23 protein-coding genes, 1 pseudogene and 1 other annotated feature are annotated in these 22604 nt (G+C 58.6%); of the genes and pseudogenes, 10 read left to right on the top strand and 14 right to left on the bottom strand.

The window, feature by feature from the left end; all coding sequences use genetic code 11:
- The first annotated feature begins 602 nt into the window (after positions 1-602).
- From C2E15_RS11435 to oppF, 6 genes are all read left to right on the top strand, one after another.
- Positions 603-2231, top strand: coding sequence for an ABC transporter substrate-binding protein (locus tag C2E15_RS11435; RefSeq protein ID WP_104957481.1), 1629 nt, complete (start codon positions 603-605; stop codon positions 2229-2231).
- A gap of 160 nt (positions 2232-2391) precedes the next feature.
- A complete protein-coding gene (gene oppA / locus C2E15_RS11430) occupies positions 2392-4032 on the top strand; it encodes an oligopeptide ABC transporter substrate-binding protein OppA (RefSeq protein WP_104957480.1) in 1641 nt (546 codons plus the stop codon).
- 88 nt (positions 4033-4120) lie between these two features.
- The gene (oppB, locus tag C2E15_RS11425; RefSeq protein ID WP_104957479.1) at positions 4121-5041 is read left to right on the top strand and encodes an oligopeptide ABC transporter permease OppB; all 921 of its coding nucleotides are present in this window, start codon (positions 4121-4123) and stop codon (positions 5039-5041) included.
- Between the two features lie 14 nt (positions 5042-5055).
- Positions 5056-5964, top strand: a complete 909-nt coding sequence (gene oppC, locus C2E15_RS11420) for an oligopeptide ABC transporter permease OppC (RefSeq protein WP_104957478.1) — start codon at positions 5056-5058, stop codon at positions 5962-5964.
- An 11-nt stretch (positions 5965-5975) separates the two neighbouring features.
- Positions 5976-6989 (top strand): ABC transporter ATP-binding protein, encoded by a 1014-nt coding sequence (gene oppD, locus C2E15_RS11415; protein WP_104957477.1) that lies wholly within the window; start codon positions 5976-5978, stop codon positions 6987-6989.
- Complete coding sequence (gene oppF / locus C2E15_RS11410) at positions 6986-7987, top strand: murein tripeptide/oligopeptide ABC transporter ATP binding protein OppF (RefSeq protein WP_104957476.1); 1002 nt, start codon at positions 6986-6988, stop codon at positions 7985-7987. Before oppD ends, oppF begins: the two co-directional genes overlap by 4 nt.
- Before the next feature lie 55 nt (positions 7988-8042).
- Here oppF and C2E15_RS11405 read toward each other — a convergent pair whose 3' ends face one another.
- Positions 8043-8366, bottom strand: a complete 324-nt coding sequence (locus C2E15_RS11405) for an HI1450 family dsDNA-mimic protein (protein WP_104957475.1) — start codon at positions 8364-8366, stop codon at positions 8043-8045.
- 46 nt (positions 8367-8412) lie between these two features.
- The gene (gene cls / locus C2E15_RS11400; protein WP_104957474.1) at positions 8413-9873 is read right to left on the bottom strand and encodes a cardiolipin synthase; all 1461 of its coding nucleotides are present in this window, start codon (positions 9871-9873) and stop codon (positions 8413-8415) included.
- A 156-nt stretch (positions 9874-10029) separates the two neighbouring features.
- On the opposite strand from cls, the gene C2E15_RS21360 reads away from it, so the two are divergent.
- Together C2E15_RS21360 and C2E15_RS11395 are read left to right on the top strand one after the other, a co-directional pair.
- Complete coding sequence (locus tag C2E15_RS21360; RefSeq protein ID WP_128861337.1) at positions 10030-10203, top strand: YciY family protein; 174 nt, start codon at positions 10030-10032, stop codon at positions 10201-10203.
- Positions 10204-10309: 106 nt separating this feature from the next.
- Complete coding sequence (locus tag C2E15_RS11395; RefSeq protein WP_104957473.1) at positions 10310-10666, top strand: hypothetical protein; 357 nt, start codon at positions 10310-10312, stop codon at positions 10664-10666.
- A gap of 161 nt (positions 10667-10827) precedes the next feature.
- Here C2E15_RS11395 and C2E15_RS11390 read toward each other — a convergent pair whose 3' ends face one another.
- Entirely contained in the window at positions 10828-11124 is a 297-nt protein-coding gene (locus C2E15_RS11390) for a YciI family protein (protein WP_038625883.1), read from the bottom strand.
- Between the two features lie 206 nt (positions 11125-11330).
- Here C2E15_RS11390 and tonB point away from each other — a divergent pair, with 206 nt between their 5' ends.
- Positions 11331-12065 carry a TonB system transport protein TonB gene (gene tonB / locus C2E15_RS11385; RefSeq protein ID WP_104957472.1) on the top strand — a complete coding sequence of 245 codons (735 nt, stop codon included), beginning with the start codon at positions 11331-11333 and terminating at the stop codon, positions 12063-12065.
- Between the two features lie 65 nt (positions 12066-12130).
- Here the strand turns inward: tonB and yciA are convergent, their stop codons facing one another.
- The 4 genes from yciA to C2E15_RS11365 all read right to left on the bottom strand — a co-directional run bounded on the left by yciA (position 12131) and on the right by C2E15_RS11365 (position 14392).
- Positions 12131-12553: an acyl-CoA thioester hydrolase YciA gene (yciA, locus tag C2E15_RS11380; protein ID WP_104957471.1), complete on the bottom strand. Its 423-nt coding sequence runs from the start codon at positions 12551-12553 to the stop codon at positions 12131-12133.
- 56 nt (positions 12554-12609) lie between these two features.
- A complete protein-coding gene (locus tag C2E15_RS11375) occupies positions 12610-13146 on the bottom strand; it encodes a septation protein A (protein WP_104957470.1) in 537 nt (178 codons plus the stop codon).
- A 63-nt stretch (positions 13147-13209) separates the two neighbouring features.
- The gene (locus C2E15_RS11370) at positions 13210-13947 is read right to left on the bottom strand and encodes a YciC family protein (protein ID WP_104957469.1); all 738 of its coding nucleotides are present in this window, start codon (positions 13945-13947) and stop codon (positions 13210-13212) included.
- Positions 13948-13972: 25 nt separating this feature from the next.
- Positions 13973-14392, bottom strand: a complete 420-nt coding sequence (locus tag C2E15_RS11365) for a YkgJ family cysteine cluster protein (protein ID WP_104957468.1) — start codon at positions 14390-14392, stop codon at positions 13973-13975.
- Between the two features lie 279 nt (positions 14393-14671).
- Between C2E15_RS11365 and ompW the strand changes: the two genes are divergently transcribed.
- Complete coding sequence (ompW, locus tag C2E15_RS11360; protein ID WP_104957467.1) at positions 14672-15304, top strand: outer membrane protein OmpW; 633 nt, start codon at positions 14672-14674, stop codon at positions 15302-15304.
- 60 nt (positions 15305-15364) lie between these two features.
- Here ompW and C2E15_RS11355 read toward each other — a convergent pair whose 3' ends face one another.
- The 7 genes and pseudogenes from C2E15_RS11355 to C2E15_RS11325 all read right to left on the bottom strand — a co-directional run bounded on the left by C2E15_RS11355 (position 15365) and on the right by C2E15_RS11325 (position 22377).
- On the bottom strand, positions 15365-15679 hold the full coding sequence (locus C2E15_RS11355; protein WP_104957466.1) for a BON domain-containing protein: 315 nt from the start codon (positions 15677-15679) through the stop codon (positions 15365-15367).
- Between the two features lie 142 nt (positions 15680-15821).
- Positions 15822-16624: pseudogene (gene trpA, locus C2E15_RS11350) on the bottom strand (tryptophan synthase subunit alpha).
- Positions 16624-17814, bottom strand: coding sequence for a tryptophan synthase subunit beta (gene trpB / locus C2E15_RS11345; protein ID WP_104957465.1), 1191 nt, complete (start codon positions 17812-17814; stop codon positions 16624-16626). The pseudogene trpA and the gene trpB overlap by 1 nt, the downstream one beginning before the upstream one ends.
- Positions 17815-17858: 44 nt before the next feature.
- Complete coding sequence (gene trpCF / locus C2E15_RS11340) at positions 17859-19220, bottom strand: bifunctional indole-3-glycerol-phosphate synthase TrpC/phosphoribosylanthranilate isomerase TrpF (protein WP_104957464.1); 1362 nt, start codon at positions 19218-19220, stop codon at positions 17859-17861.
- A 2-nt stretch (positions 19221-19222) separates the two neighbouring features.
- A complete protein-coding gene (gene trpD, locus C2E15_RS11335; protein WP_104957463.1) occupies positions 19223-20221 on the bottom strand; it encodes an anthranilate phosphoribosyltransferase in 999 nt (332 codons plus the stop codon).
- Between the two features lie 15 nt (positions 20222-20236).
- On the bottom strand, positions 20237-20815 hold the full coding sequence (locus tag C2E15_RS11330; protein WP_104957462.1) for a glutamine amidotransferase-related protein: 579 nt from the start codon (positions 20813-20815) through the stop codon (positions 20237-20239).
- A complete protein-coding gene (locus C2E15_RS11325) occupies positions 20815-22377 on the bottom strand; it encodes an anthranilate synthase component 1 (RefSeq protein ID WP_104957461.1) in 1563 nt (520 codons plus the stop codon). The genes C2E15_RS11330 and C2E15_RS11325 overlap by 1 nt, the downstream gene beginning before the upstream one ends.
- Positions 22378-22400: 23 nt before the next feature.
- Positions 22401-22496, bottom strand: a sequence feature (Trp leader region).
- Between the last annotated feature and the right edge of the window lie 108 nt (positions 22497-22604).

Genomic DNA, 22604 nt, shown 5'->3' with positions numbered 1-22604 from the left:
TGCGGGTTTACTTCGCGCGGGCTAAACCTTTTCCCCGTCACTTAATTTCCGCTGTAAAACACTTTCCTGCTTCTGAATGGTGCATTGCCCTGATTTTATGCACTATTTAAGTGCATTTATTCATGCCGCTTAATAACAGGTGACAGTTATTAGCTTTGCTGCTAATGATGCGCTTAGCGTGTTTTCCCACCGACAAAGTGTGACTATTTTCACACCATGACATGCGCTATTTTTTTTATTTATAAGGCATTTATCATGCTTTCATTACGCCTGCCAGACAAAAAATCTGGGTTAAAGCCAGGTTATGCGTTTTTGAACGTTTTGTAAGCACTTAATTTACAAAGCGGCCCCGACGTTGAGGTTTATGCCTGTTTTTTCTTTTTATATCATGTATATGGATAATAATTTACCGAAAAAAATAACGCTTTCAGGTTCCTAATGAACGTGATAAAAGAGAAACAGATAACATTTTTCGTATTTGGTTTTGGCGCAAAAAAAAGACATCTGTTAATTTCCGGTAAAAGATTTTTTTCCGGCCCGGCAAAGTGAGAACGAATTTTGCTTAACAGCCTGCAGGGTGACTTCTTAAGAGCAAGGTATTAATGACAACAGTAACGCTTAAGCGCTATAGCAGTCTGGCAACGGCCCTCTTGTTTGCTTCGTTATGCAATGCGCAGGCAGCGACGGTACCGGCGGGTACGCAGCTGGCTCAGGAACAATCGATTACCATCAATAATGGAACCGAGGTCGCCTCGCTCGATCCGCACAAAGTTGAAGGCGTGCCGGAAAGCGACATTATTACCAATCTGCTGGAAGGGCTGCTTACCACCGATAACGCCGGACATCTGGTGCCCGGCGTTGCGCAATCGTGGGATCGGCAGCAGAACGTCTGGACATTCACGCTGCGTCCGGACGCCCGCTGGAGCAACGGTGAGCCAGTCACGGCGCAGGATTTCGTCTACAGCTGGCAGCGCCTGGCCGATCCGAAAACCGCCTCGCCTTACGCCAGCTACCTGCAATATGCGCATATCGCCAATGTGGATGAGATCCTGGCCGGGCGCCAGCCGCCGACGGCGCTCGGCGTCAAGGCGATCGACGCGCAGCATCTGCAGGTTACCCTCAGCCAGCCGGTGCCCTATTTTACCACTATGCTGGCCAATACTGCCCTGAAGCCGGTTTATCGCCCGGCGATAGAGCAGTGGGGCGATAAGTGGACCCGCCCGGAGCATTATGTTGGCAACGGCGCCTTTACCCTGAGCAACTGGGTGGTAAACGAAAAAATTGTGCTGAAGCGCAATCCGCATTACTGGGATAACGCCCATACGGTTATCGAAACCGTGACCTTTCTGCCCATCAGCTCGGAAGTCAGCGATGTAAACCGCTACCGCAGCGGCGGCGTGGATATCACCAACAGCGCTATTCCGCCGGAGCTGTATCCGATGCTGAAGAAGGAGCTGGGCGCGCAGATGCGCGTCAGCCCCTATCTCTGCACCTTCTATTACGAACTGAACAACCGGCGCGCGCCGTTTGACGATGCGCGCGTACGCGCCGCGGTAAAGCTGACGCTTGATCGCCAGATCATTGCAGAGAAAGTGATGGGCCAGGGGCAAATCCCCGCCTTCAGCCTGACGCCGCCCTATACCGACGGTGGCCAGTTCAGTGCGCCGGACTGGTTTCGGCTGACGCAGGCCGAACGCAACGCGCAGGCGAAGCAGCTACTGGCAGAAGCGGGCTACAGTGAACAAAAGCCGCTCTCCTTTACCTTGCTCTATAACACCTCCGATCAGAATAAAAAGCAGGCGATTGCTGCCGCATCGATGTGGAAAAAGAATCTCGGCGCCAACGTCACGCTGCAAAATCAGGAATGGAAAACCATGCTGAATACCCGGCATGAGGGCAACTATGATGTCGCGCGCGCTACCTGGTGCGCCGACTATAACGAGCCGTCCAGCTTCCTCAATATGATGCTCAGCGATGCCTCCACCAATACGGGTTTTTATCGCAGCCCGGCGTTTGATGCGCTGATCGCCCGCTCGCTTAACACCGCCGACGACAAACAGCGCGCGGCGATCTATCAGCAGGCGGAGGCGCAGCTGGATAAGGATTCGGCGCTGGTGCCGGTCTATTACCGCGTCAGCGTGCGGCTGGTTAAGCCCTGGGTCGGCGGCTATACCGGCAAAGATCCGCAGGACCGACAGGAAGTGAAGTACTACTACATTACCCAACATTGACTTGCCGCCCGACGCAGAGCGGGCGCCAGATGATGACAGCTCTGAAACAGGGAGCAGACCCTGTCCGGCTTCAGGTTCCGAAGACCGCGCCAGGTTACCCGTACAGCGGGGGAAAAGCCGCAGCAGACGCCGCGGTAATTATAAAAAAACTGGAGTAAACATGACCAACATCACAAAGAAAAGCCTGGCCGCACTGAGCGTTATCGCCGCGCTGGGCGCGATGACCGCAACCCAGGCGCTGGCGGCCAATGTACCGGCGGGCGTGCAGCTGGCGGAGAAGCAGGAGTTGACCCGTGGAAACGGCGCCGAACTGCAGTCGCTCGATCCGCATAAGGTGGAGGGAGTGCCGGAAGCGTACGTTAGCCGCGATCTCTATGAAGGGCTGGTGATCAACGACGCCGATGGCAAAATTAAGCCGGGCGTGGCGGAGAGCTGGGAGAGCAAAGAGGGCGGTAAGGTGTGGGTCTTCCACCTGCGCAAAGAGGCAAAATGGTCCAACGGCGAGCCGGTAACGGCGCAGGATTTCGTCTACAGCTGGCAGCGTCTGGTCAGCCCGAAAACCGCCTCGCCTTACGCCAGCTATCTGCAATATGGCCACCTGTTGAATGTGGATGACATTATCGCTGGTAAAAAAGCACCGGATACGCTGGGCGTGAAAGCGGTCGACGACCACACGCTGGAAGTCACCCTGAGCGAAGCGGTGCCCTATTTTATTAAATTAGCTATCCACCACTCCATGTCGCCGGTCTACCGCCCGGTGGTGGATAAATTCGGTGATAAGTGGACACAACCGGAAAATTTTGTTGGCAACGGCGCCTTTAAGGTAAAAGAGTGGGTGATCAATGAACGTCTGGTGCTGGAGCGCAACCCGCAGTACTGGGATAACGCCCACACCGTGCTGAATAAAGTCACCTTCCTGCCGATCTCCTCTGAAGTGACCGATACCAACCGCTACCGCAGCGGCGGCAGCGACATGACCTATAACTACCTGCCGATTGAGCTTTACCAGAAGCTGAAAAAAGAGATCCCGCAGGAGATCCATGCCGACCCCTATCTCTGCACCTATTATTACGAAATCAATAACCAGAAGCCGCCGTTTAACGATGTGCGCGTGCGTACCGCGCTCAAGCTGGGCATCGATCGCGACATTATCGTCAACAAAGTGAAAGCGCAGGGCGAAGATCCGGCATGGAGCTATACGCCGCCGTTCACCGAAGGTCTGGCGCTGGAGAAGCCAGAGTGGATCACCTGGACGCAGCAGCAGCGTAACGACGAAGCGAAAAAACTGCTGACCGAAGCGGGTTACGGCCCGGACAAGCCGCTCTCCTTCAGCCTGCTCTACAACACCTCTGACCTGCATAAAAAACTGGCCATCGCCGCCGCCTCGATCTGGAAAAAGAACCTGGGCGTAGATGTGAAGCTGCAGAACCAGGAGTGGAAAACCTTCCTCGACACCCGTCATCAGGGCAACTTTGACGTGGCGCGCGCCGCCTGGTGCGCCGACTATAACGAACCGACCAGCTTCCTGAACACCATGCTTTCCGATAGCAGCAACAACACCTCGCACTATAAGAGCGAACAGTTCGACAAGCTGCTGACGCAGGCGCTAAGCGCGAAGGATGACGCGACGCGTAATAAGCTGTATGGCGAGGCGGAGAAACAGCTGGATAAAGATTCGGTTATCGTGCCGATCTACTACTACAAAAACCTGCGTCTGGTGAAACCTTACGTCGGCGGCTATACCGGCAAAGATCCGCTGGATAACTCGCACGATAAAGATCTCTACATCATCAAACATTAATGCACGATTCCGGGCGGCATTATGTCGCCCTTTGTGAGCAAAATGGCTTCAGTCTCGGGACTGAAGCCAACGTTATTGGGTACGGGCAATGTTAAAGTTCATCCTGCGTCGCTTTCTTGAAGCCATTCCGACGCTCTTTATTCTGGTTACCATCTCCTTCTTTATGATGCGTCTCGCGCCCGGCAGCCCTTTTACCGGCGAGCGCGCCTTAACGCCGGAAGTGATGGCGAATATCGAAGCGAAATATCATTTAAACGATCCGATGTGGAAGCAGTACGTCGATTATCTCATCCAGCTGGCGCACGGCGATTTCGGTCCCTCGTTTAAATATAAGGACTATACCGTTAACGATCTGGTCGCCGGTTCATTTCCGGTGTCGGCGAAACTGGGCGCGGCCGCCTTTATTTTCGCCGTGGTGTTGGGCGTAACGGCAGGCGTTATCGCCGCGTTAAAGCAAAACAGCAAATGGGATTACGCGGTGATGAGCGTGGCGATGACCGGCGTGGTGATCCCCAGCTTTGTGGTGGCGCCGCTGCTGGTGTTGATTTTCTCCATTACGCTGAAATGGCTGCCCGGCGGCGGCTGGAATGGCGGGGCGCTGCAATTTATGATTTTGCCGATGGTGGCATTGTCGCTCGCCTATATCGCCAGCATCGCGCGTATTACGCGCGGCTCAATGATTGAAGTGATGCACTCCAACTTTATTCGCACCGCGCGCGCCAAAGGCTTACCGATGCGCCGCATCGTGCTGCGTCATGCATTAAAGCCTGCGCTGCTGCCGGTATTATCGTATCTCGGCCCCGCCTTTGTCGGCATTATTACCGGCTCAATGGTGATCGAAACCATTTACGGTCTGCCCGGTATTGGCCAGCTGTTTGTTAACGGCGCGCTCAACCGCGACTATTCGCTGGTGCTGAGCCTGACCATTCTGGTCGGCACGCTGACTATTTTATTCAACGCCATCGTTGACGTGCTGTATGCCGTTATCGATCCGAAGATTCGTTATTAATACCGGGGCTCGCCATGATATTGAGTAAGAAAAATAGCGAAGCTCTTGATACGTTCAGTGAAAAGCTGGAAGTGGAAGGGCGCAGTTTATGGCAGGACGCACGTCGTCGTTTTATTCATAACCGTGCGGCGCTGGCCAGCCTGTTTATTCTGCTGCTGATCGCGCTGTTCGTGATCGTTGCGCCCTGGCTTTCAGCGTTCGCCTATGACGATACCGACTGGGCGATGATGTCCGCCGCGCCGGATATCGCCTCCGGCCACTATTTCGGCACCGATTCGTCGGGCCGCGATCTGCTGGTGCGCGTAGCGATTGGCGGCCGTATCTCGCTGATGGTCGGCATCGCCGCCGCGCTGGTGGCGGTAGTGGTCGGTACCCTGTACGGTACGCTGGCGGGCTACCTCGGCGGCAAAACCGACTCGGTGATGATGCGCCTGCTGGAGATCCTCAACTCCTTTCCGTTTATGTTTTTCGTGATTCTGCTGGTGACCTTTTTTGGCCAGAATATCCTGCTGATCTTTATCGCCATCGGCATGGTCTCCTGGCTGGATATGGCGCGTATCGTGCGCGGCCAGACGCTGAGCCTGAAACGCAAAGAGTATATCGAGGCGGCGCAGGTCGGCGGCGTCTCGACGCTGAATATCGTGCTGCGGCATATCGTGCCGAACGTGCTGGGCGTGGTGGTGGTTTACGCATCGCTGCTGGTGCCGGGGATGATTTTGTTCGAATCCTTCCTCAGCTTCCTCGGTCTCGGCACGCAGGAGCCGCTCAGCAGCTGGGGCGCGCTGCTCAGTGACGGCGCCAACTCGATGGAGGTCTCGCCCTGGCTGCTGCTGTGGCCGGCCGGCTTCCTGGTGGTGACCCTGTTCTGTTTCAACTTTATCGGCGATGGCCTGCGTGATGCCCTCGACCCGAAAGATCGTTAAGGAGTTTCCCGATGAGTACGATTGAAGTCCAGCCGGCAATGGCGAAAAGCGCGGGAAGCGACTTACTGCTCGACGTAAAGGATCTACGCGTCACTTTCTCCACGCCGGACGGCGCGGTCACGGCGGTTAACAACCTCAACTTCAGCCTGAGGGCGGGCGAAACGCTCGGCATCGTCGGCGAATCCGGCTCCGGCAAATCGCAAACCGCGTTCGCGCTGATGGGCCTGCTCGCCAGCAACGGGCGCATTGAAGGCTCGGCACGCTTTAACGGCCGCGAAATCCTCAACCTGCCGGAGAAGCAGCTCAACCAGCTGCGCGCCGAACAGGTGGCGATGATTTTCCAGGATCCAATGACCTCGCTGAATCCCTATCTGCGCGTGGGCGATCAGCTGATGGAAGTACTGCAGCTGCATAAAGGGATGAACAAAGCGCAGGCGTTTGAAGAATCGGTGCGCATGCTCGACGCGGTGAAAATGCCGGAAGCGCGCAAGCGCATGAAAATGTATCCCCACGAGTTTTCCGGCGGCATGCGCCAGCGCGTGATGATCGCTATGGCGCTGCTCTGCCGGCCCAAACTGCTGATTGCCGATGAGCCAACCACCGCGCTCGACGTGACGGTGCAGGCACAGATCATGACGCTGCTTAACGAGCTGAAGCGCGAATTCAACACCGCCATTATTATGATCACCCACGATCTGGGGGTGGTGGCGGGGATCTGCGACAAAGTGCTGGTGATGTACGCCGGCCGCACCATGGAATATGGCAAAGCGCGCGATGTCTTTTATCATCCGGCGCACCCTTATTCGCTGGGCCTGCTCAGCGCGGTGCCGCGCCTCGATACCGACGGCGAGACACTGATGACCATTCCGGGTAATCCGCCCAACCTGCTGCGTCTGCCGGGCGGCTGTCCGTTTCAGCCGCGCTGTCCCTACGCGATGGAAATCTGCGCCAGCGCGCCGCCGCTGGAAGCCTTTGGCGAAGGGCGCCTGCGCGCCTGCTTTAAGCCGGTGGAGGAATTAGTATGAGCGCCGTAGCTGAGAAAAAAGTTCTGCTTGAAATCGCCGATCTGAAAGTGCATTTCGATATCAAGGATGGCAAGCAGTGGTTCTGGCAGCCATCGAAAACCCTGAAGGCGGTCGATGGCGTCAGCCTGCGCCTGTATGAAGGGGAGACGCTCGGCGTGGTCGGCGAATCGGGCTGCGGCAAATCGACGCTGGCGCGCGCCATTATCGGGCTGGTAAAGGCCACCGAAGGGCGTGTGGCCTGGCTGGGCCGCGATCTGCTTGGCCAGAGCGAGGCGGAGTGGCGCAAGGCGCGCAGCGATATCCAGATGATTTTCCAGGATCCGCTGGCATCGCTCAATCCGCGTATGACCATCGGCGATATCATCGCCGAGCCGCTGCGCACCTATCATCCCGCGATGCCGCGCCAGGAAGTGAAAGATCGCGTCAAGACGATGATGATGAAGGTAGGGCTGCTACCGAACCTGATTAACCGTTATCCGCATGAGTTTTCCGGCGGCCAGTGCCAGCGTATCGGCATTGCGCGCGCGCTGATCCTGGAGCCGAAGCTGATTATCTGCGATGAGCCTGTCTCCGCGCTGGACGTCTCGATTCAGGCGCAGGTGGTTAACCTGCTGCAACAGCTGCAGCGCGAAATGGGGCTGTCGCTGATTTTCATCGCGCACGATCTGGCGGTGGTGAAGCATATCTCCGATCGCGTGCTGGTAATGTATCTCGGCCATGCGGTGGAGCTGGGTACCTATAGCGAGGTCTACAATAACCCGCAGCATCCCTATACCCGTGCGCTGATGTCCGCCGTGCCGATCCCTGACCCGGACCGCGAAAAGCAGAAGACGATCCAACTGCTGGAGGGCGAGCTGCCATCGCCGATCAATCCGCCGTCGGGCTGCGTGTTCCGCACCCGCTGTCCGATCGCCGGGCCGGAGTGCGCGAAAACGCGTCCGCTGCTGGAGGGCAGCTTCCGCCACGCGGTCTCCTGTCTGAAGGTCGATCCGCTTTAGGCGGACAAAAAAAACGGCTGCCTCAGGCAGCCGTTTTGCTATTGCCGGTTCGGGCTTATTCACGCCACAGGATATGGCACAGCTTATGATCTTTCTCACGGCAGAGCAGCACACGCGCGAACACATCGGTCACCGGCTCACCTTCCGCGGCGCCCAGGCCGATCACCACTTCAGAGAAGAAGTCCGGATTCAGATCGAAATCGACATGTTCGTGCCAGTCTTCGGAGGGATCGAATAGCTCCGCGCCGCCACGCTCTTCAAACTGTAAATTGAACAGAATAATGTCAGCCGGATCGAGATTGTCTCCCGCCAGCTCAAGAAAAATATCGTAAGCCTGTTCCAGCGTTTCATCTTCGGTAAGACGGTTATTTAAGTCCATGATCTGTCCTGTATGCCCGCAGGCGTAATAGCATTTTCCGCACGTTTTACAGCAACGGACTGAAGAAGTAAAACAGTCGTTCGACGATCCGCTGCCACCAGGCGCGGCGGGCCCAGCGGCTGGCGTCCACCAGCCGTGAACGCGCGATATAGTCATCCTGCACGCGCGCCAAATCGCTGCCGAATCCGTCGTCGTCGATCACCAGCGTAATTTCAAAATTCAGCCACAGGCTGCGCATATCGAGGTTCACCGTGCCGATCAGGCTAAGCTGGCCGTCGACCAGCACGCTTTTGGTATGCAGCAGGCCGCCTTCAAACTGATAGATCTTCACGCCTGCTTCCAGCAGCTCGGTAAAAAAGGCGCGGCTCGCCCAGCCTACCAGCAACGAATCATTATGTCGCGGCACGATAATGCTGACCTCTACGCCGCGCAGCGCGGCGGTGCAGATGGCGTGCAGCAGATCGTCGCTCGGCACGAAATAGGGGGTGGTCATGATCAGCTGTTCGCGCGCCGAATAGACCGCGGTCAGCAGCGCCTGGTGGATCATATCCTCCGGGAAGCCGGGGCCGGAGGCGATCACCTGGATAATATGTCCGCTCTCCTGTTCGAACGGCATAATATTGGTATCGGGCGGCGGCGGCAGAATACGTTTGCCGGTCTCTATCTCCCAGTCGCAGGAGTAGATGATGCCCATGGTGGTGGCGACCGGGCCCTCCATACGCGCCATCAGATCGATCCACTGGCCGACGCCGGCGTCCTGCTTAAAGTAGCGTGGGTCGACCAGATTCATGCTGCCGGTATAGGCGATATAGTTATCAATCAACACCACTTTGCGGTGCTGACGCAGATCCATCCGGCGCAGGAAGACACGCAACAGGCTAACCTGCAGCGCCTCCACCACGTCGATGCCCGCGTTGCGCATCATCGCCGGCCACGGGCTGCGGAAAAAGGCGACGCTGCCGGCGGAGTCGAGCATCAGGCGACAATGCACGCCGCGTCGCGCCGCCGCCATCAGCGACTCCGCCACTTCGTCCGCCAGGCCGCCGGGATGCCAGATATAGAACACCATCTCGATATTATGCCGCGCCAGCTGAATATCGCGGATCAGCGCTTTCATCGTATCGTCAGTGCTGGTCAGCAGCTGCAGCTGGTTGCCCTTTACGCCGGCGATCCCCTGACGGTTTTCGCACAGCTGAAACAGCGAGCGCGCCACATCGCTATGCTCGGTGGCGAAAATCGAGCGGCAGCTCTTCAGGTCGTTAAGCCATTTGGCGGTGGAGGGCCACATAGTGCGCGCGCGCTCGGCCCGCCGTTTCCCCAGGTAGAGTTCGCCGAAAGAGAGATAGGCGATAATACCGACCAGCGGCAGAATATAGATAATTAACAGCCACGCCATCGCAGAGGTGACGGCGCGGCGTTTCATCAGAATACGTAGCGTTACGCCGGCGATCAGTAACCAGTATCCAAAAAATAACAGCCAGCTGATCAGCGTATAAAATGTGGTCATTAAGTGGAAATCCTGTTCACGCTTTGATGCACGAAGTGTACGTGGAGATCACAGCCTGCGAAACCCTTTGTCGGCAATCGGCGACAGAGAAGGATGTTGTCCCGCTATAAAAGGATCTATAATGCGGCGCGTTGTCAGGCAATCAGGTAGGTAGATATGAAGCGCAGCAAAAACGAAGTTGCTCGCTGGCGTATGTTGCGTCAGGCCCAACGCAAGCGGGCGCGCTGGCTGGAAGGGCAGTCGCGTCGCTACCGGCGTATCCACGCCTTTCGTCATCAGCTCGATCAGCAGCAGCGTCGCTCCGTGCTGTTCATCAATCAGTTTTGGTAAGCGTTATACGGGCAACCGCCGCGCGCAGCGGCAAGACCGGCCTCAACCCCGGCGCGCCGGCACTGACGCTTTTCCGACGCAAGCCGCGCTACACAGGATAAACATAATGAAAGCGACATGCATACTGGCCATCGTTGCCGCGCTGGCCGCCTCAGCGCCGCTTGTTTGTTTAGCGGATGCGCAGTGCGGCCCGTTTCATATCGGCGCGCTTCCCGCGAAAAATGGCGGGACGACCATCAACGGCGTGAAGCCGCTCAGTCAGAAGGTCACTTTTCTGCAGCAGAAAGGGGACTATGACAACGTAAAGATAAAATGGATTGTGCCGGCCACGAAGTTTCAGGGCAACTACAGCATGAACTATCTGAATAAAAGCGGCACGGCGACGCTGGAGGTGGAAGTGGTGCGCACCAGCCGCAGTCAGATCCGCATCCATGGCCTTTACGACTGTGAAAAAATCGGGTAGGCCCGTTTGTTTGCTACAACCCGCCGCGGCGGGTTTTTTTATGCCCGCCTGCCGCAAAGGGCAGGCCGGCACTGTTGCCGTACCGCGTGCCGTACCGCGGACGCCATCTGCGGAGCGTGGGAGACCCGCAGGGCTGTGTTCTCAGGAAAAGTACGCGACCATCAGAACACGCGTTTAAACGGCTTCACGGCGACCTGCTTATAGACGCCGGCGGCGATGTAGGGGTCATCTTCCGCCCACGACTGCGCCGCTTCCAGAGAGGGGAACTCGGCAATCACCGTCGAGCCGGTAAAGCCAGCCGCGCCAGGATCGTTGCTGTCGACGGCGGGCATCGGGCCTGCCACAATCAGACGGCCTTCATCCTGCAGCAGCTGCAGGCGGGCAAGGTGAGCCGGGCGTACAGCGTTACGCTTTTCCAGCGAATCGGCATTGTCTTCAGCATAAATGACATACAGCACGATAGTTACTCCTGTAGGGGCGGGTCGATTTGGCAGTTACGTTAAGTTATCGTAAAGTTTTGTGCAAATGAAAAGATAATGCATTGTTGACCTGTCGCAACGAACCCGTGCTTTACGCTTTTTTCTGCCCCCGTCATGGGTGAGTTGTTGAAACTGATTGCTATTTGCATTTAAAATTGGCGCTTCACTTAACTGACCGAAAAGTTATGACGACGCTGACGACTCCATTACCCCGCCGCTTATCGATACCCGTGTTGCTTTCAGTGGCGCTGCACGGCAGCGTGATCGCCGCATTGCTGTATGCTTCGTTTCATCAGGTGATTGAAGCGCCGAAAACGTCGCAGCCCATCAGCGTTTCGCTGGTGGCGCCGGAAGTTCAGCCGGCGCCGCAGCCGGCAGCGCCGCCCGCCCCAGAGCCGCCGCCCGCGCCGGAGCCCGAACCGCAGCCGGCGCCTGAGCCACCGAAGCCGGTGCCGGTGCCGATCCCCAGGCCGCAGCCTAAGCCTAAACCGAAGCCGGTGAAAAAAGAGGTGGTGAAGCCGCGTAAAGAGGTCAAGCCGCAGACAGCGCCGCGCCACGCTTCGCCGTTTGAAAATGACGCGCCGAAGACCGCCGCCACCAAACCCGCCACCGCGCCGAAAACCTCATCCGCGCCTTCGCAGTCCATCGCCACCGGGCCGCGTGCGCTAACCGTTACCAAGCCCGGCTATCCGGCACGCGCCTCTGCGCTGCGTATCGAAGGCCGGGTACGCGTTCAGTATGATGTTAACAGCGACGGGCGCGTGGAGAATGTTCGCATCCTCTCCGCCGAGCCGCGCAATATGTTTGAGCGCGACGTAAAGCAGGCGATGCGAAAATGGCGCTATGAGAGCGGCAAACCGGGCAGCAACCTGACGATGACCATCGTTTTCCGCATGAATGGCGGCTCCAGCATCGAATAATAGCGCTTCCGATAGCAGCGCGGCCGCCGGTAAAGGCAGCCGCGCGCTTTGGCTTGCTGGCGGAATTACGCTTCCGGCGCCTGATAGTGACTCTTATCGGCAGGCAGCGGACGTGATTTCCCTTCTTCATCTACCGCCACGTAAACGAAAATCGCTTCCGTGGTGCAGTAGCGCTGGCCCAGCGGCTCGGAGGAGACCTTTTTAATCCACACTTCGACATTAATGGTCATCGAGCTGCTGCCGGTACGAATACAGCGCGCATGACAGCTCACTACATCGCCTACCGCGACCGGCTTCAGGAAAGTCATGCCGTCAACGCGCACGGTGACGACGCGTCCTTCCGCGATCTCTTTGGCGAGAATGGCGCCGCCAATATCCATTTGCGACATCAGCCAGCCGCCGAAAATATCGCCGTTGGCATTGGTATCTGCCGGCATCGCCAGCGTGCGTAACACCATTTCGCCTTGCGGCTTGCGATTATTATCCATTGCGTCATCTTCAGTAGAAACGGGAAAGCCCGGCAGGCTGGCCGCCGGGCGAAAGATTATTTCTGATCCTGCGGCATCAGACGATAAATATAGAGGCCGCTCAGCAGAGTAAACAGCAGCGTCAGCCCGGTCAGACCGAACACCTTAAAGTTTACCCAGAATGCCTGCGGCATCCAGAAAGCGACGTAGATGTTTGCCAGGCCGCAGGCGAAGAAAAACAGCGCCCAGGCGATATTCAGCCGGCGCCAGGCGTGCTGTGGTAGCTGCAGCTCCTTGCCCAGCATGCTTTGGATCAGCGGTTTCTCCATAAAGAACTGGCTGAAGAGCAGGGCGACGGCAAACAGCGTATAGATGACCGTGACCTTCCATTTGATAAATTCATCGTTGTGAAAGACCAGCGTCAGGGTGCCAAAAACCGCCACCAGCACGAAGGTGAAAATGGTCATCTTCTCCAGCTTGCGATAAAGCACCCAGCTGGCCACCAGCGCCAGGCCGGTGGCAGCGATCAGCGCGCCGGAAGCGACATAAATGTCATACAGCTTGTAGAAAATGAAAAAGACCACCAGGGGAAGAAAATCGAGTAGTTGCTTCATGATGAATTCCAGATCGTGCCTGAGAGAAAAGCGCGACGGCATACCGGGGTATGCCGTCAGCGTTTAGCGCAGCAGCATGTAAAGGCGGAACAGATAAATCACCAAAATCGCCGATACCAGGTTGCTCAGCGCGTTAAGCAGAACCGAGGCGACGTTGGCGGGCAATACGGTAAAGGAAGAGGCGAGCAGCAGCAGCAACAGCTTGGCCAGCAGCCAGACCACCACCGCCGGCGCGATCAGCTTCAGATGCGCCCAGGCGAGACGGCAGCTGGCGCGTATCGCAGCGATTACGCCGCTCTTCTCAACCGCCAGCACGATCGGCGCCAGCGAGAGCAGGACGCCGAGCATCACGCCCGGGATCACCAGCACCATAAAGCCCAGCTGCACCAGCAGCGTCATCAGAAAAGTCAGCAGCAGCAGACGCGGCAACAGCGGAGCGGAGGCGCCGATAGCACGCAGCGCGCTAACGCGCTGCCCGGCCGACACCAGCGGGATCAGGCAGAGCATCGCGCCGAGCAGCAGCGTATTGCCCACCAGCGAAGCGAAGGTGCCCGCAGCGGAAGCGCGCAGCAGCACCTGCTGCTGTTCCGGCGTCATATTCTGGATCACTTCAATCAGCGAACCGGCGTTGCCGCCGTCGCCATCGCTCAGGATGGAAAGCTGATCGGCGCCGGGGGTCAGCGCATGGCCGATCATCACCGTAATAAATGATGTCAGCAGCGCGATCAGCACGATGGTCACCAGCTGATGACGCAAAAAATTTCCCGTGTCACGGTATAGCGAGCCCGCCGTGATGGACATGTACACTCCTTTGATAATAACCGGATTACAGATCCGGCGATTGTACATGGTCTGGCGGCGAACTGGCACCCAGACTTACATAACTTTCCGTAATCGGCGGCAGGGAAGAAGAAAACAGTGGGGGCAGGCCATATTTTGCGCGCGCGCGGTCGCACGCCGCGTTCTCTACGCCGTTTTCGCCCGACATGGCGAACTCGCGGCAGGGGGTAGGCCGCTGCTCATAAATGCCGCAGGAGACGCAATCGCCGATCTCGCCCTGCAGCGCCACACAGCGCGGCGCGCGCGCGTTAGTGCCGCGCATATTGCGCATCAGCAGGTTTAGCGGCTCGGTGAGCGCGGCAGGCACTATGCCGCCGGCGTCATCAGCCTCGGCCCAGTAAAAGGAAACGCGAAAGTGGGCGCAGCAGGCGCCGCAGGATACACAGGGATTAAAATTATCGCTCATTTGATCGCCCGCCCCTCCGAGGCATCGAACCAAAATCACACAGGAAGATCAGCAAAATAATCCGTTGGCGAATTTCCTGCAACGGGTATTTAACGACCGTAACGACAATGTGGAAGGGCTGTGTTTATTGATCTAAATCAATTGTGAGTATGTTAATCAGGTTAAGTAAATTGATCTGCATGATTTTTATGTTGTTTCGTTGTAAAAAGCCCTCCTAAAACATTTGGGTTACTTATGAGTAGGTAGGGGTAGCCCCTTTTAATCACACAAGGAGTAGGTATGAAGCGGGCAGCATTAGCGTTGGCGTTCCTGACAGCCGTTCCGGCAATGGCCAGCGCCCATCAGGCGAGTGATTTCTTTATGCGTGCGGGCAGCGCGACCGTACGCCCCTCTGAAGGCTCAGACAATGTGCTGGGGATGGGATCGTTCGACGTAGACAACAATACGCAGCTGGGGCTGACTCTGACCTGGATGGCGACCGACAATATCGGCGTCGAATTACTGGCGGCTACGCCGTTCCGTCATAAAGTCGGGCTGGCGGCGACCGGTACGCTGGCAACGGTACGTCAGCTGCCGCCGACGCTGATGGCGCAGTACTACTTCTTCGACAGCAATAGCAAGCTGCGTCCCTATGTCGGTGCCGGGATTAACTACACCACCTTTTTCGATACCGACTTCAACCAGACGGGACGCGACGCGGGCCTGAGCGATCTCAGCGTCAAGGATTCCTGGGGCGTGGCGGGTCAGGTGGGGCTGGATTATGAGCTGGACCAGAACTGGATGGTAAATATGTCAGTCTGGTATATGGATATCGATACCGAGGTCAAATTCAAAGCCAACGGCCAGCAACAGAATATTGATACGCGCATCGATCCCTGGGTCTTCTTCTTCGGCCTGGGCTACCGCTTCTGATCTGCCGGCAGGCAAGCCGCAAAATAGTCAGGCCGCTGAGCCGCGGCCTGAACCGTGCAATTACTTAATCTGCATATTGTTAACCACAGACTTCACGCCTTGCACCCGACGCGTCACTTCCACCGCGTGGTTGGCCATCTGCGGCGAGGAGACGAAGCCGCTCAGCTGCACGCGTCCTTTAAAGGTTTCCACGTTAATCTCACGCGACTTCAGCGACTCATCGCGCAGGAATTCCGTTTTTACCTTGGTGGTCACCACGGTGTCGTCGATATAGCCGCCGGTGCCTTCCTGTTTAGCGGTTGGCGCGCAGGCGCTCAGCATTACCGCGACCGCGGCCGCCGCTACGGCGCCGCTAAAAAGTTTCATCAATTTCATCTTGCTGCTCCCTGTCATGAAAAAGGCTGTCGCCGCTGCGATTAACGGCCAGCTAAGTGTGGCTGAGGATCGGTAAAAACACAAACCGGTGAGAGAAAAGATGTTGATAAAGAGTGCCTTACCCTCGGTAAGGCACTCGGGATCAGCGGGTGGCCGCTTTCAGGCCGCTGACGAAGCGCTTCAGCTCAGCCAGCATGGTTTCCGGTTCGGCGTGATGTTGTTCGATGATCTTGACGATGGCGGAGCCAGAGATAGCCCCGTCGGCGCCGGCGGCAATCGCCTCTTTCACCTGCGCCGGCTCTGAGATGCCGAAGCCCTGCAGCGTAGGCGCAGCGCGATAGTCGCGCAGCTTATCCACCAGGTGCTTCAGCGGCAGGCTGGCGCGCTTTTCCGCCCCGGTCACGCCCGCGCGCGACAGCAGATAGATATAGCCGCGGCCATAGGAAGCGATGGCGCGCAGCAGATCGTCATCGGCGTTGGGGGGCAGATGAAAATTGGCGCAACGTTATGGCGCATCGCCGCCTGACGGAACGGGCCGGACTCCTCGACCGGCACGTCGGCCACCAGCACCGAATCGACGCCGGCCTGCTCGCAGCGGGCGTAAAACGCATCCACGCCGTTGGTAAACACCAGGTTGGCATACATCAGCAGGCCGACAGGCAGATCGGGATACTTCTGACGAATGGCCGTCAGCATTTCAAAGCAGCGTGCCGGCGTGGTGCCGGCAGCGAAGGCGCGCAGCGTAGCGTTCTGGATGGTCGGTCCATCGGCCAGCGGATCGGAAAAAGGGATGCCCAGCTCCAGTGCATCGGCGCCAGCTTCTACCAGCGTATCGATAATCTGCAGCGACAGCTCAGGCGTCGGATCGCCCAGCGTGACGAAAGGAACAAACGCGCCTTCCTTTTGCGCCTGCAGGCGCTTAAACAGCTGCTGATAACGTTCCATTAGATCTCTCCCTGCGCGGTCAGAATGTCGTGAACGGTAAAAATATCTTTGTCGCCGCGTCCGGAAAGGTTTACCACCAGTAGCTGCGCTTTTTCCGGGTCTTGCTTAATCATCTTCAGCGCGTGGGCCAGTGCATGTGAAGACTCCAGTGCCGGAATAATGCCTTCCGCGCGGCAGAGCTGCTTAAAGGCGTCGAGCGCTTCGTTATCCGTGACGGAAACGTAGTCGGCGCGGCCAATGCTGTTGAGATGCGCATGCTGCGGTCCCACCGACGGGAAATCGAGCCCGGCGGAAATGGAGTAGGACTCTTCGATCTGGCCATCGTCGGTCTGCATCATCGGCGCCTTCATGCCAAAGTAGATACCCACGCGGCCATGTTTCAGCGGCGCGCCATGCTCGCCGGTCTCAATGCCGTGGCCCGCCGGCTCTACGCCAATCAGCGCCACATCTTTCTCATCGATAAAATCGGCGAACATGCCGATAGCATTGGATCCACCGCCGACGCAGGCGATCACCGCGTCGGGCAGACGGCCTTCCGCTTCCAGAATCTGCGCTTTGGTCTCCTCGCCGATCATACGCTGGAACTCACGCACGATGGTCGGGTAAGGGTGCGGGCCGGCGGCGGTGCCAAGCATATAGTGTGCGTTTTCATAGCTGCCGGACCAGTCGCGCAGCGCCTCGTTGCAGGCATCCTTCAGCGTGGCGGAGCCGCTGTGGACCGGGATAACCTCGGCGCCCATCAGGCGCATGCGAAACACGTTGGGCGACTGGCGTTCGACATCTTTCGCGCCCATATAGATGCGGCATTTCAGGCCCAGCAGCGCGCTGGCGAGCGCGGAAGCAACCCCATGCTGGCCCGCGCCGGTCTCGGCGATAATTTCCGTCTTGCCCATGCGTTTCGCCAGCAGCGCCTGGCCAAGCACCTGGTTGGTTTTATGCGCGCCGCCGTGCAGCAGATCTTCGCGCTTCAGGTAGAGGCGCGTGTTGCTGCCCTGCGTCAGGTTACGGCAGCGCGTCAGCGCGGTGGGACGGCCGGCATAGTTTTTCAGCAGGTCGAGAAACTGCGCCTGGAACTCCGCGTCGCGCTGGGCGCTGACGAAGGCTTCTTCCAGCTGACGCAGCGCCGGCATCAGGATCTGCGGCACATACATGCCGCCAAATTCGCCGAAGTAGGGGTTGAGTAATGTCATGTGCTTTTTCCTTTTAAGCGCCCGTCGTTCGCGGACGTTAACGGTCAGTAAGCGCGCAGCGTCTGAAACACTGCGGCGATCTTCTCTGCGTCCTTGACGCCCGGCGCGCTTTCCACGCCGGAATTAAAATCAAGCCCGGCGCAGCCCGCCTGAGCGGCGCTGACGCAGTTGTCGGCGCCCAGCCCACCCGCCAGCAGCACGTTGTCCAGCGTCTCGCCTGTCAACAGCGACCAGTCGAAGGCGTGGCCGGAGCCGCCCGCGCCATTATCAAACACATAGCGCGTCACGTGCTGCAGAGTGCGCGCCGGCAGGGCGCTGCCCACGCTCAGCGCTTTCCAGATCGCCGTGCGCTGCGACAGGCGAGTGCGCAGGGCGTCAATGTACGCCTGATCCTCCTGGCCATGCAGCTGTACCGCATGCAGCGACAACGCTTCAGCATAAGTGACAACGTCACCTAACGGCGCGTCGCGGAATACGCCGACGTAGCGCAGCGGCGTCGCAGCAGCAATCGGCTGCGCGGCGGCAAGCGTCAGCTGACGCGGCGAGCCTGCGGCAAAAATCAATCCGCCGTAGACCGCGCCCGCCTGCCAGGCCGCCTGTGCATCCTCCGGCTTCGTCAGGCCGCACACCTTGTTTTCACCAAGCAGCACGCGGCGTACCGCCAGATGCAGATCCTCTTCGCCCATCAGCGCCGAGCCGATCAGGAAGCCGTTGGCGAAGTGACTCAGCTCGCGCACCTGCGCATAGCTATTGATGCCCGATTCGCTGATCACCGTCACGCCGTGGCCGAGACGCGGCGCCAGCTGACGGGTGCGGTTCAGATCGACGGACAGGTCGCGCAGGTCGCGGTTATTGATGCCGACCACCTTTGCACCCAGCGCCAGCGCGCGCGTCAGCTCCGCTTCGTTGCTGATCTCGGTCAGCACGCCCATCTCCAGGCTGTGCGCCACGGCGGCCAGCTGGCGGTACTGTTCATCATCCAGCACCGAAAGCATCAGCAGGATGGCGTCGGCCTGATAGTAGCGCGCCAGGTAGATCTGCCACGGATCGATAATAAAATCTTTGCACAGCACCGGCTGGGTAATCGCCGCGCTGACCAGCGGCAGGAAATCAAAGCTGCCCTGGAAATATTTTTCGTCGGTCAGCACCGATACCGCCGATGCGTAATCTTTATAGATTTCCGCGATGGCGACCGGATCAAAATCTTCGCGAATCACCCCTTTGGACGGCGAAGCCTTTTTGCACTCCAGAATAAAGGCGGTGCGCGCACCCTGCAGCGCATGGTAAAAGCTGCGCGAAGAGGGGGTTAGCTGCTGCTGAAATGAGGAGAGCGGCTGCCTCTGCTTGCGCTCTTCAATCCACAGCGCTTTATCTCTGACGATATGATTCAGTACGGTTTCCTGCATTTTTAGCCTCTTGCTGCTAACGCGACCACGCGCTCGTAAGCCTGACCGCTGTTGATGGCGCTCAGCGCCCGCTGGGCATTGTCGCGTAAATCTTCATTGCCGAATATTTTCAATAGCATAGCCACATTGACCGCCACCGCATGCTGGTGCGCGCGTTCGCCTTTACCCTGGAGCAATTGCGCCAGAATGTCACGGTTTTCTTCCGGCGTGCCGCCCGCCAGCGATTCCTTGCTGTGATACGGTAGGCCGAAATCTTCCGGCGTCAGCTGGTAGCAGGTGATATCGCCGTCGCGCAGCTCCGCCACCTGGGTGGCGCTGTGAACCGCGATCTCATCCATGCCGCCGCCATGGACCACCGCCGCGCGCTGATACCCCAATACGCGTAGCGTTTCGGCAATCGGCAGCACCAGTTCCGGGCTGTAGACGCCGATCACTGCCAGCGGCGGACGCGCCGGATTGATTAGCGGGCCCAGCACATTAAACAGCGTGCGGGTTTTCAGCTGCTGGCGCACCGGCATCGCATGGCGGAAACCGGTGTGATACTGCGGCGCGAACAGGAAGCAGACGTTAAGATCGTCCAGCGCCTGACGCGCCTGCTCGGCCGGCAGGTCGAGGCTGATGCCGAAAGCCGCCAGCAGATCGGAAGATCCGGACTTGCTGGAGACGCTGCGGTTGCCGTGCTTCGCCACTTTCAGCCCGCAGGTCGCGGCGACAAAGGCGCTGGCGGTGGAAATATTGATGCTGTTGCTGCCGTCGCCGCCGGTACCGACGATATCGGCAAAGGCGTAGCCAGGTCGCGGGAAAGGGCGCGCGTCGGCCAGCAGCGCCGAGGCGGCGCCGGCGATCTCTTCCGGGCGCTCGCCGCGCACTTTCATCGCTACCAGCGCCGCCGCCAGCTGCGTCGGCTCCAGCTGACCGGTGATGATCGCGGTAAACAGCTGATGGCTTTCCGCCTGCGTCAGGGTCTGCGCCTGATATAACTTCTCCAGAATATGGTGCATCGCGTTCTCCTCCGCTTATGCCAGCGCCCAGGCCAGGGTTTGTTCCAGCAGGCGCGCGCCCTGCGTGGTCAGAATAGATTCCGGATGGAACTGAAAGCCGCACACCCGGTCGGCGTCGTGCCGCACCGCCATCACCATGTCGTTGAAGGTGGCGTTTACCACCAGCTCATCGGGCGTATCACTGCCTACCAGCGAGTGATAGCGCGCCACCGGCAGCGGATTGCTTAACCCGGCGAACATCTGCTGTTCGTCATGGGTAATCGCTGAGGCTTTGCCGTGCAGGATCTCGCCCGCCTGGCCGACGCGGCCGCCGTAGGCTTCGATAATCGCCTGATGCCCGAGGCAGATGCCGATAATCGGCAGGCGGCCGCGCAGCCGGCGCAGCAGTTCAGGCATACAGCCTGCGTCCGCCGGTGCGCCGGGCCCGGGCGACAGCATCAGCACCGGATTTTCCATCTGCTGCAGCCGTTCAGTCAGCGTATCGGCCGCCACGGTGTTGCGGTAGACCACCACGCGATGACCAAAGGTGCGCAGCTGATCGACCAGGTTGTAGGTAAAGGAATCGATATTATCGAGCAGCAGGATATTGGCCATCAGAACGTCTCCTTGCAGTGATGTGCGGTAGCGATAGCGCGCAGCACAGCGCGCGCTTTATTGCGGCTTTCGTCCGCCTCAGCCTGCGGCTGCGAATCAAGCACCACGCCGGCGCCTGCCTGTACGGTGGCGATGCCATCCTCGACCCAGGCGGAGCGGATAATGATGCAGGTATCGAGATCGCCGCTGGCGGTGAAGTAGCCGACGGCTCCGCCGTAAGCGCCGCGGCGTGTGCCTTCCGCGCCAGCGATCAGCTGCATCGCGCGCACTTTCGGCGCGCCGCTCAGGGTACCCATGTTCATACAGGCGCGATAGGCGTGCAGCACGTCAAGGTCGTGGCGCAGCGTGCCGACGACGCGTGATACCAGATGCATAATAAAGGTGTAGCGATCGACTTTGGTCAGGTCGGCGACGTAGCGGCTGCCCGGTTCGCAGATACGCGCCAGATCGTTACGTGCCAGGTCAACCAGCATCAGGTGTTCCGCCAGCTCTTTATGATCGGTGCGCATCTCCAGTTCGATGCGGCTGTCGAGATCGCGATCCAGCGAGCCGTCAGCGTGGCGGCCGCGCGGGCGCGAGCCGGCGATCGGGTAAATTTCGATCTGGCGCGAGGCGGCATCATATTTCAGCGAGCTTTCCGGCGAGGCGCCGAACAGCGTGAAGTCGCTATCTTGCATAAAAAACATATAGGGGCTGGGGTTGTTGTTTTTCAGCGTCTCATAGGCCGCCAGCGGCGAAGGACAGGGCAGGGAGAAGCGACGCGACGGCACCACCTGGAATATTTCGCCGATACGGATCGCGTCCTGCATCGAGCGCACCACGTCGCAGTACGCTTCGTCGCTCTGGCTGCAGCTCAGCGCCATCTCTTCGACGCGCTGCACCGGCAGGGGCTGCGCCGGCTGCAGCATCTGCTCGTGCAGCTGATGAATGCGGCGCTGCAGGCGCTGGAATTCGCTGGTGGAGGGCGCGAACAGGCTGGCCTGCAGCCGCGCGCTCTGGCGCTGGTGATCGAGGACCAGCAGCGTTTCCGCCAGATAGAAACAGTAATCGGGGCAGCGCTGCTCGTTACGCAGCGGCGGCAGCGGCTCGAAGCCCGCCACCAGGTCGTAGGCGAACAGGCCGCCGAGCAGTAGCGCCTCGCGCTCCTCCTGCGGCGCCTTAACCAGCTGGGCGATGATGCGCAGGGCGTCAAATACCGACAGCGATTTCAGGCGGGAATCTTCATCCTGTTCGTCATGCGTCTGCGGGAAATCGAGCAGGCGGCCATCGGGGCGCGGCTGATTTTTCACCTCCGCCGGCAGGGCGGCATCGAGCAGCGGCAGCAGCTGCGCACCGTTCTCTGACAGCGCCTGCACGGTAACCTGGTTGCCCATCGCGCTGATGCGCAGCGCACTGTCGACGATCAGCAGGCTTTTCAGGTTGCGTTTGCTGTCGATATCTGCGGATTCCAGCAGCAAAGTCGCCGGACGCGCGCCGCACAGCTGATGGAACACCGCAGCGGGATCTTCACGGTAGGGCGCCGAGCCGGTAATCAGTTTTAATTGTGGTTTCGCATTCAACATAATCGGTTCTCTGAAATTCGCTCAAAAAAAAGCCCGCGTCATGGGCGGGCTCGGGTATCAGCATGTGATCGTTATGCGTGACGTCGTCGCCCTTCAGCAGAAGCGCGCCACCAGCCAGTGATCAATTCGTGGTTAAACATCATCATGGACACCCTCGCGTGAACTTATGTACTAGTTAACGGGTTCACGGCGGGAATGTCAATACTTTTTTATATAGCGGTTAATCC

Origin of the sequence: Mixta gaviniae, assembly GCF_002953195.1 — a bacterium.
Lineage (GTDB): Bacteria > Pseudomonadota > Gammaproteobacteria > Enterobacterales > Enterobacteriaceae > Mixta > Mixta gaviniae.
The sequence above is the reverse complement of the archived record's forward strand: the minus strand, read 5'-3'. Positions and strand labels throughout refer to the sequence as shown.

Bases quoted from the DNA above. Each gene is read 5' to 3' on its own strand.
- C2E15_RS11435 (WP_104957481.1), top strand. From the start codon at position 603: ATGACAACAGTAACGCTTAAGCGCTATAGCAGTCTGGCAACGGCCCTC.
- oppA (WP_104957480.1), top strand. From the start codon at position 2,392: ATGACCAACATCACAAAGAAAAGCCTGGCCGCACTGAGCGTTATCGCC.
- oppB (WP_104957479.1), top strand. From the start codon at position 4,121: ATGTTAAAGTTCATCCTGCGTCGCTTTCTTGAAGCCATTCCGACGCTC.
- oppC (WP_104957478.1), top strand. From the start codon at position 5,056: ATGATATTGAGTAAGAAAAATAGCGAAGCTCTTGATACGTTCAGTGAA.
- oppD (WP_104957477.1), top strand. From the start codon at position 5,976: ATGAGTACGATTGAAGTCCAGCCGGCAATGGCGAAAAGCGCGGGAAGC.
- oppF (WP_104957476.1), top strand. From the start codon at position 6,986: ATGAGCGCCGTAGCTGAGAAAAAAGTTCTGCTTGAAATCGCCGATCTG.
- C2E15_RS11405 (WP_104957475.1), bottom strand. From the start codon at position 8,366: ATGGACTTAAATAACCGTCTTACCGAAGATGAAACGCTGGAACAGGCT.
- cls (WP_104957474.1), bottom strand. From the start codon at position 9,873: ATGACCACATTTTATACGCTGATCAGCTGGCTGTTATTTTTTGGATAC.
- C2E15_RS21360 (WP_128861337.1), top strand. From the start codon at position 10,030: ATGAAGCGCAGCAAAAACGAAGTTGCTCGCTGGCGTATGTTGCGTCAG.
- C2E15_RS11395 (WP_104957473.1), top strand. From the start codon at position 10,310: ATGAAAGCGACATGCATACTGGCCATCGTTGCCGCGCTGGCCGCCTCA.
- tonB (WP_104957472.1), top strand. From the start codon at position 11,331: ATGACGACGCTGACGACTCCATTACCCCGCCGCTTATCGATACCCGTG.
- yciA (WP_104957471.1), bottom strand. From the start codon at position 12,553: ATGGATAATAATCGCAAGCCGCAAGGCGAAATGGTGTTACGCACGCTG.
- C2E15_RS11375 (WP_104957470.1), bottom strand. From the start codon at position 13,146: ATGAAGCAACTACTCGATTTTCTTCCCCTGGTGGTCTTTTTCATTTTC.
- C2E15_RS11370 (WP_104957469.1), bottom strand. From the start codon at position 13,947: ATGTCCATCACGGCGGGCTCGCTATACCGTGACACGGGAAATTTTTTG.
- C2E15_RS11365 (WP_104957468.1), bottom strand. From the start codon at position 14,392: ATGAGCGATAATTTTAATCCCTGTGTATCCTGCGGCGCCTGCTGCGCC.
- ompW (WP_104957467.1), top strand. From the start codon at position 14,672: ATGAAGCGGGCAGCATTAGCGTTGGCGTTCCTGACAGCCGTTCCGGCA.
- C2E15_RS11355 (WP_104957466.1), bottom strand. From the start codon at position 15,679: ATGAAATTGATGAAACTTTTTAGCGGCGCCGTAGCGGCGGCCGCGGTC.
- trpB (WP_104957465.1), bottom strand. From the start codon at position 17,814: ATGACATTACTCAACCCCTACTTCGGCGAATTTGGCGGCATGTATGTG.
- trpCF (WP_104957464.1), bottom strand. From the start codon at position 19,220: ATGCAGGAAACCGTACTGAATCATATCGTCAGAGATAAAGCGCTGTGG.
- trpD (WP_104957463.1), bottom strand. From the start codon at position 20,221: ATGCACCATATTCTGGAGAAGTTATATCAGGCGCAGACCCTGACGCAG.
- C2E15_RS11330 (WP_104957462.1), bottom strand. From the start codon at position 20,815: ATGGCCAATATCCTGCTGCTCGATAATATCGATTCCTTTACCTACAAC.
- C2E15_RS11325 (WP_104957461.1), bottom strand. From the start codon at position 22,377: ATGTTGAATGCGAAACCACAATTAAAACTGATTACCGGCTCGGCGCCC.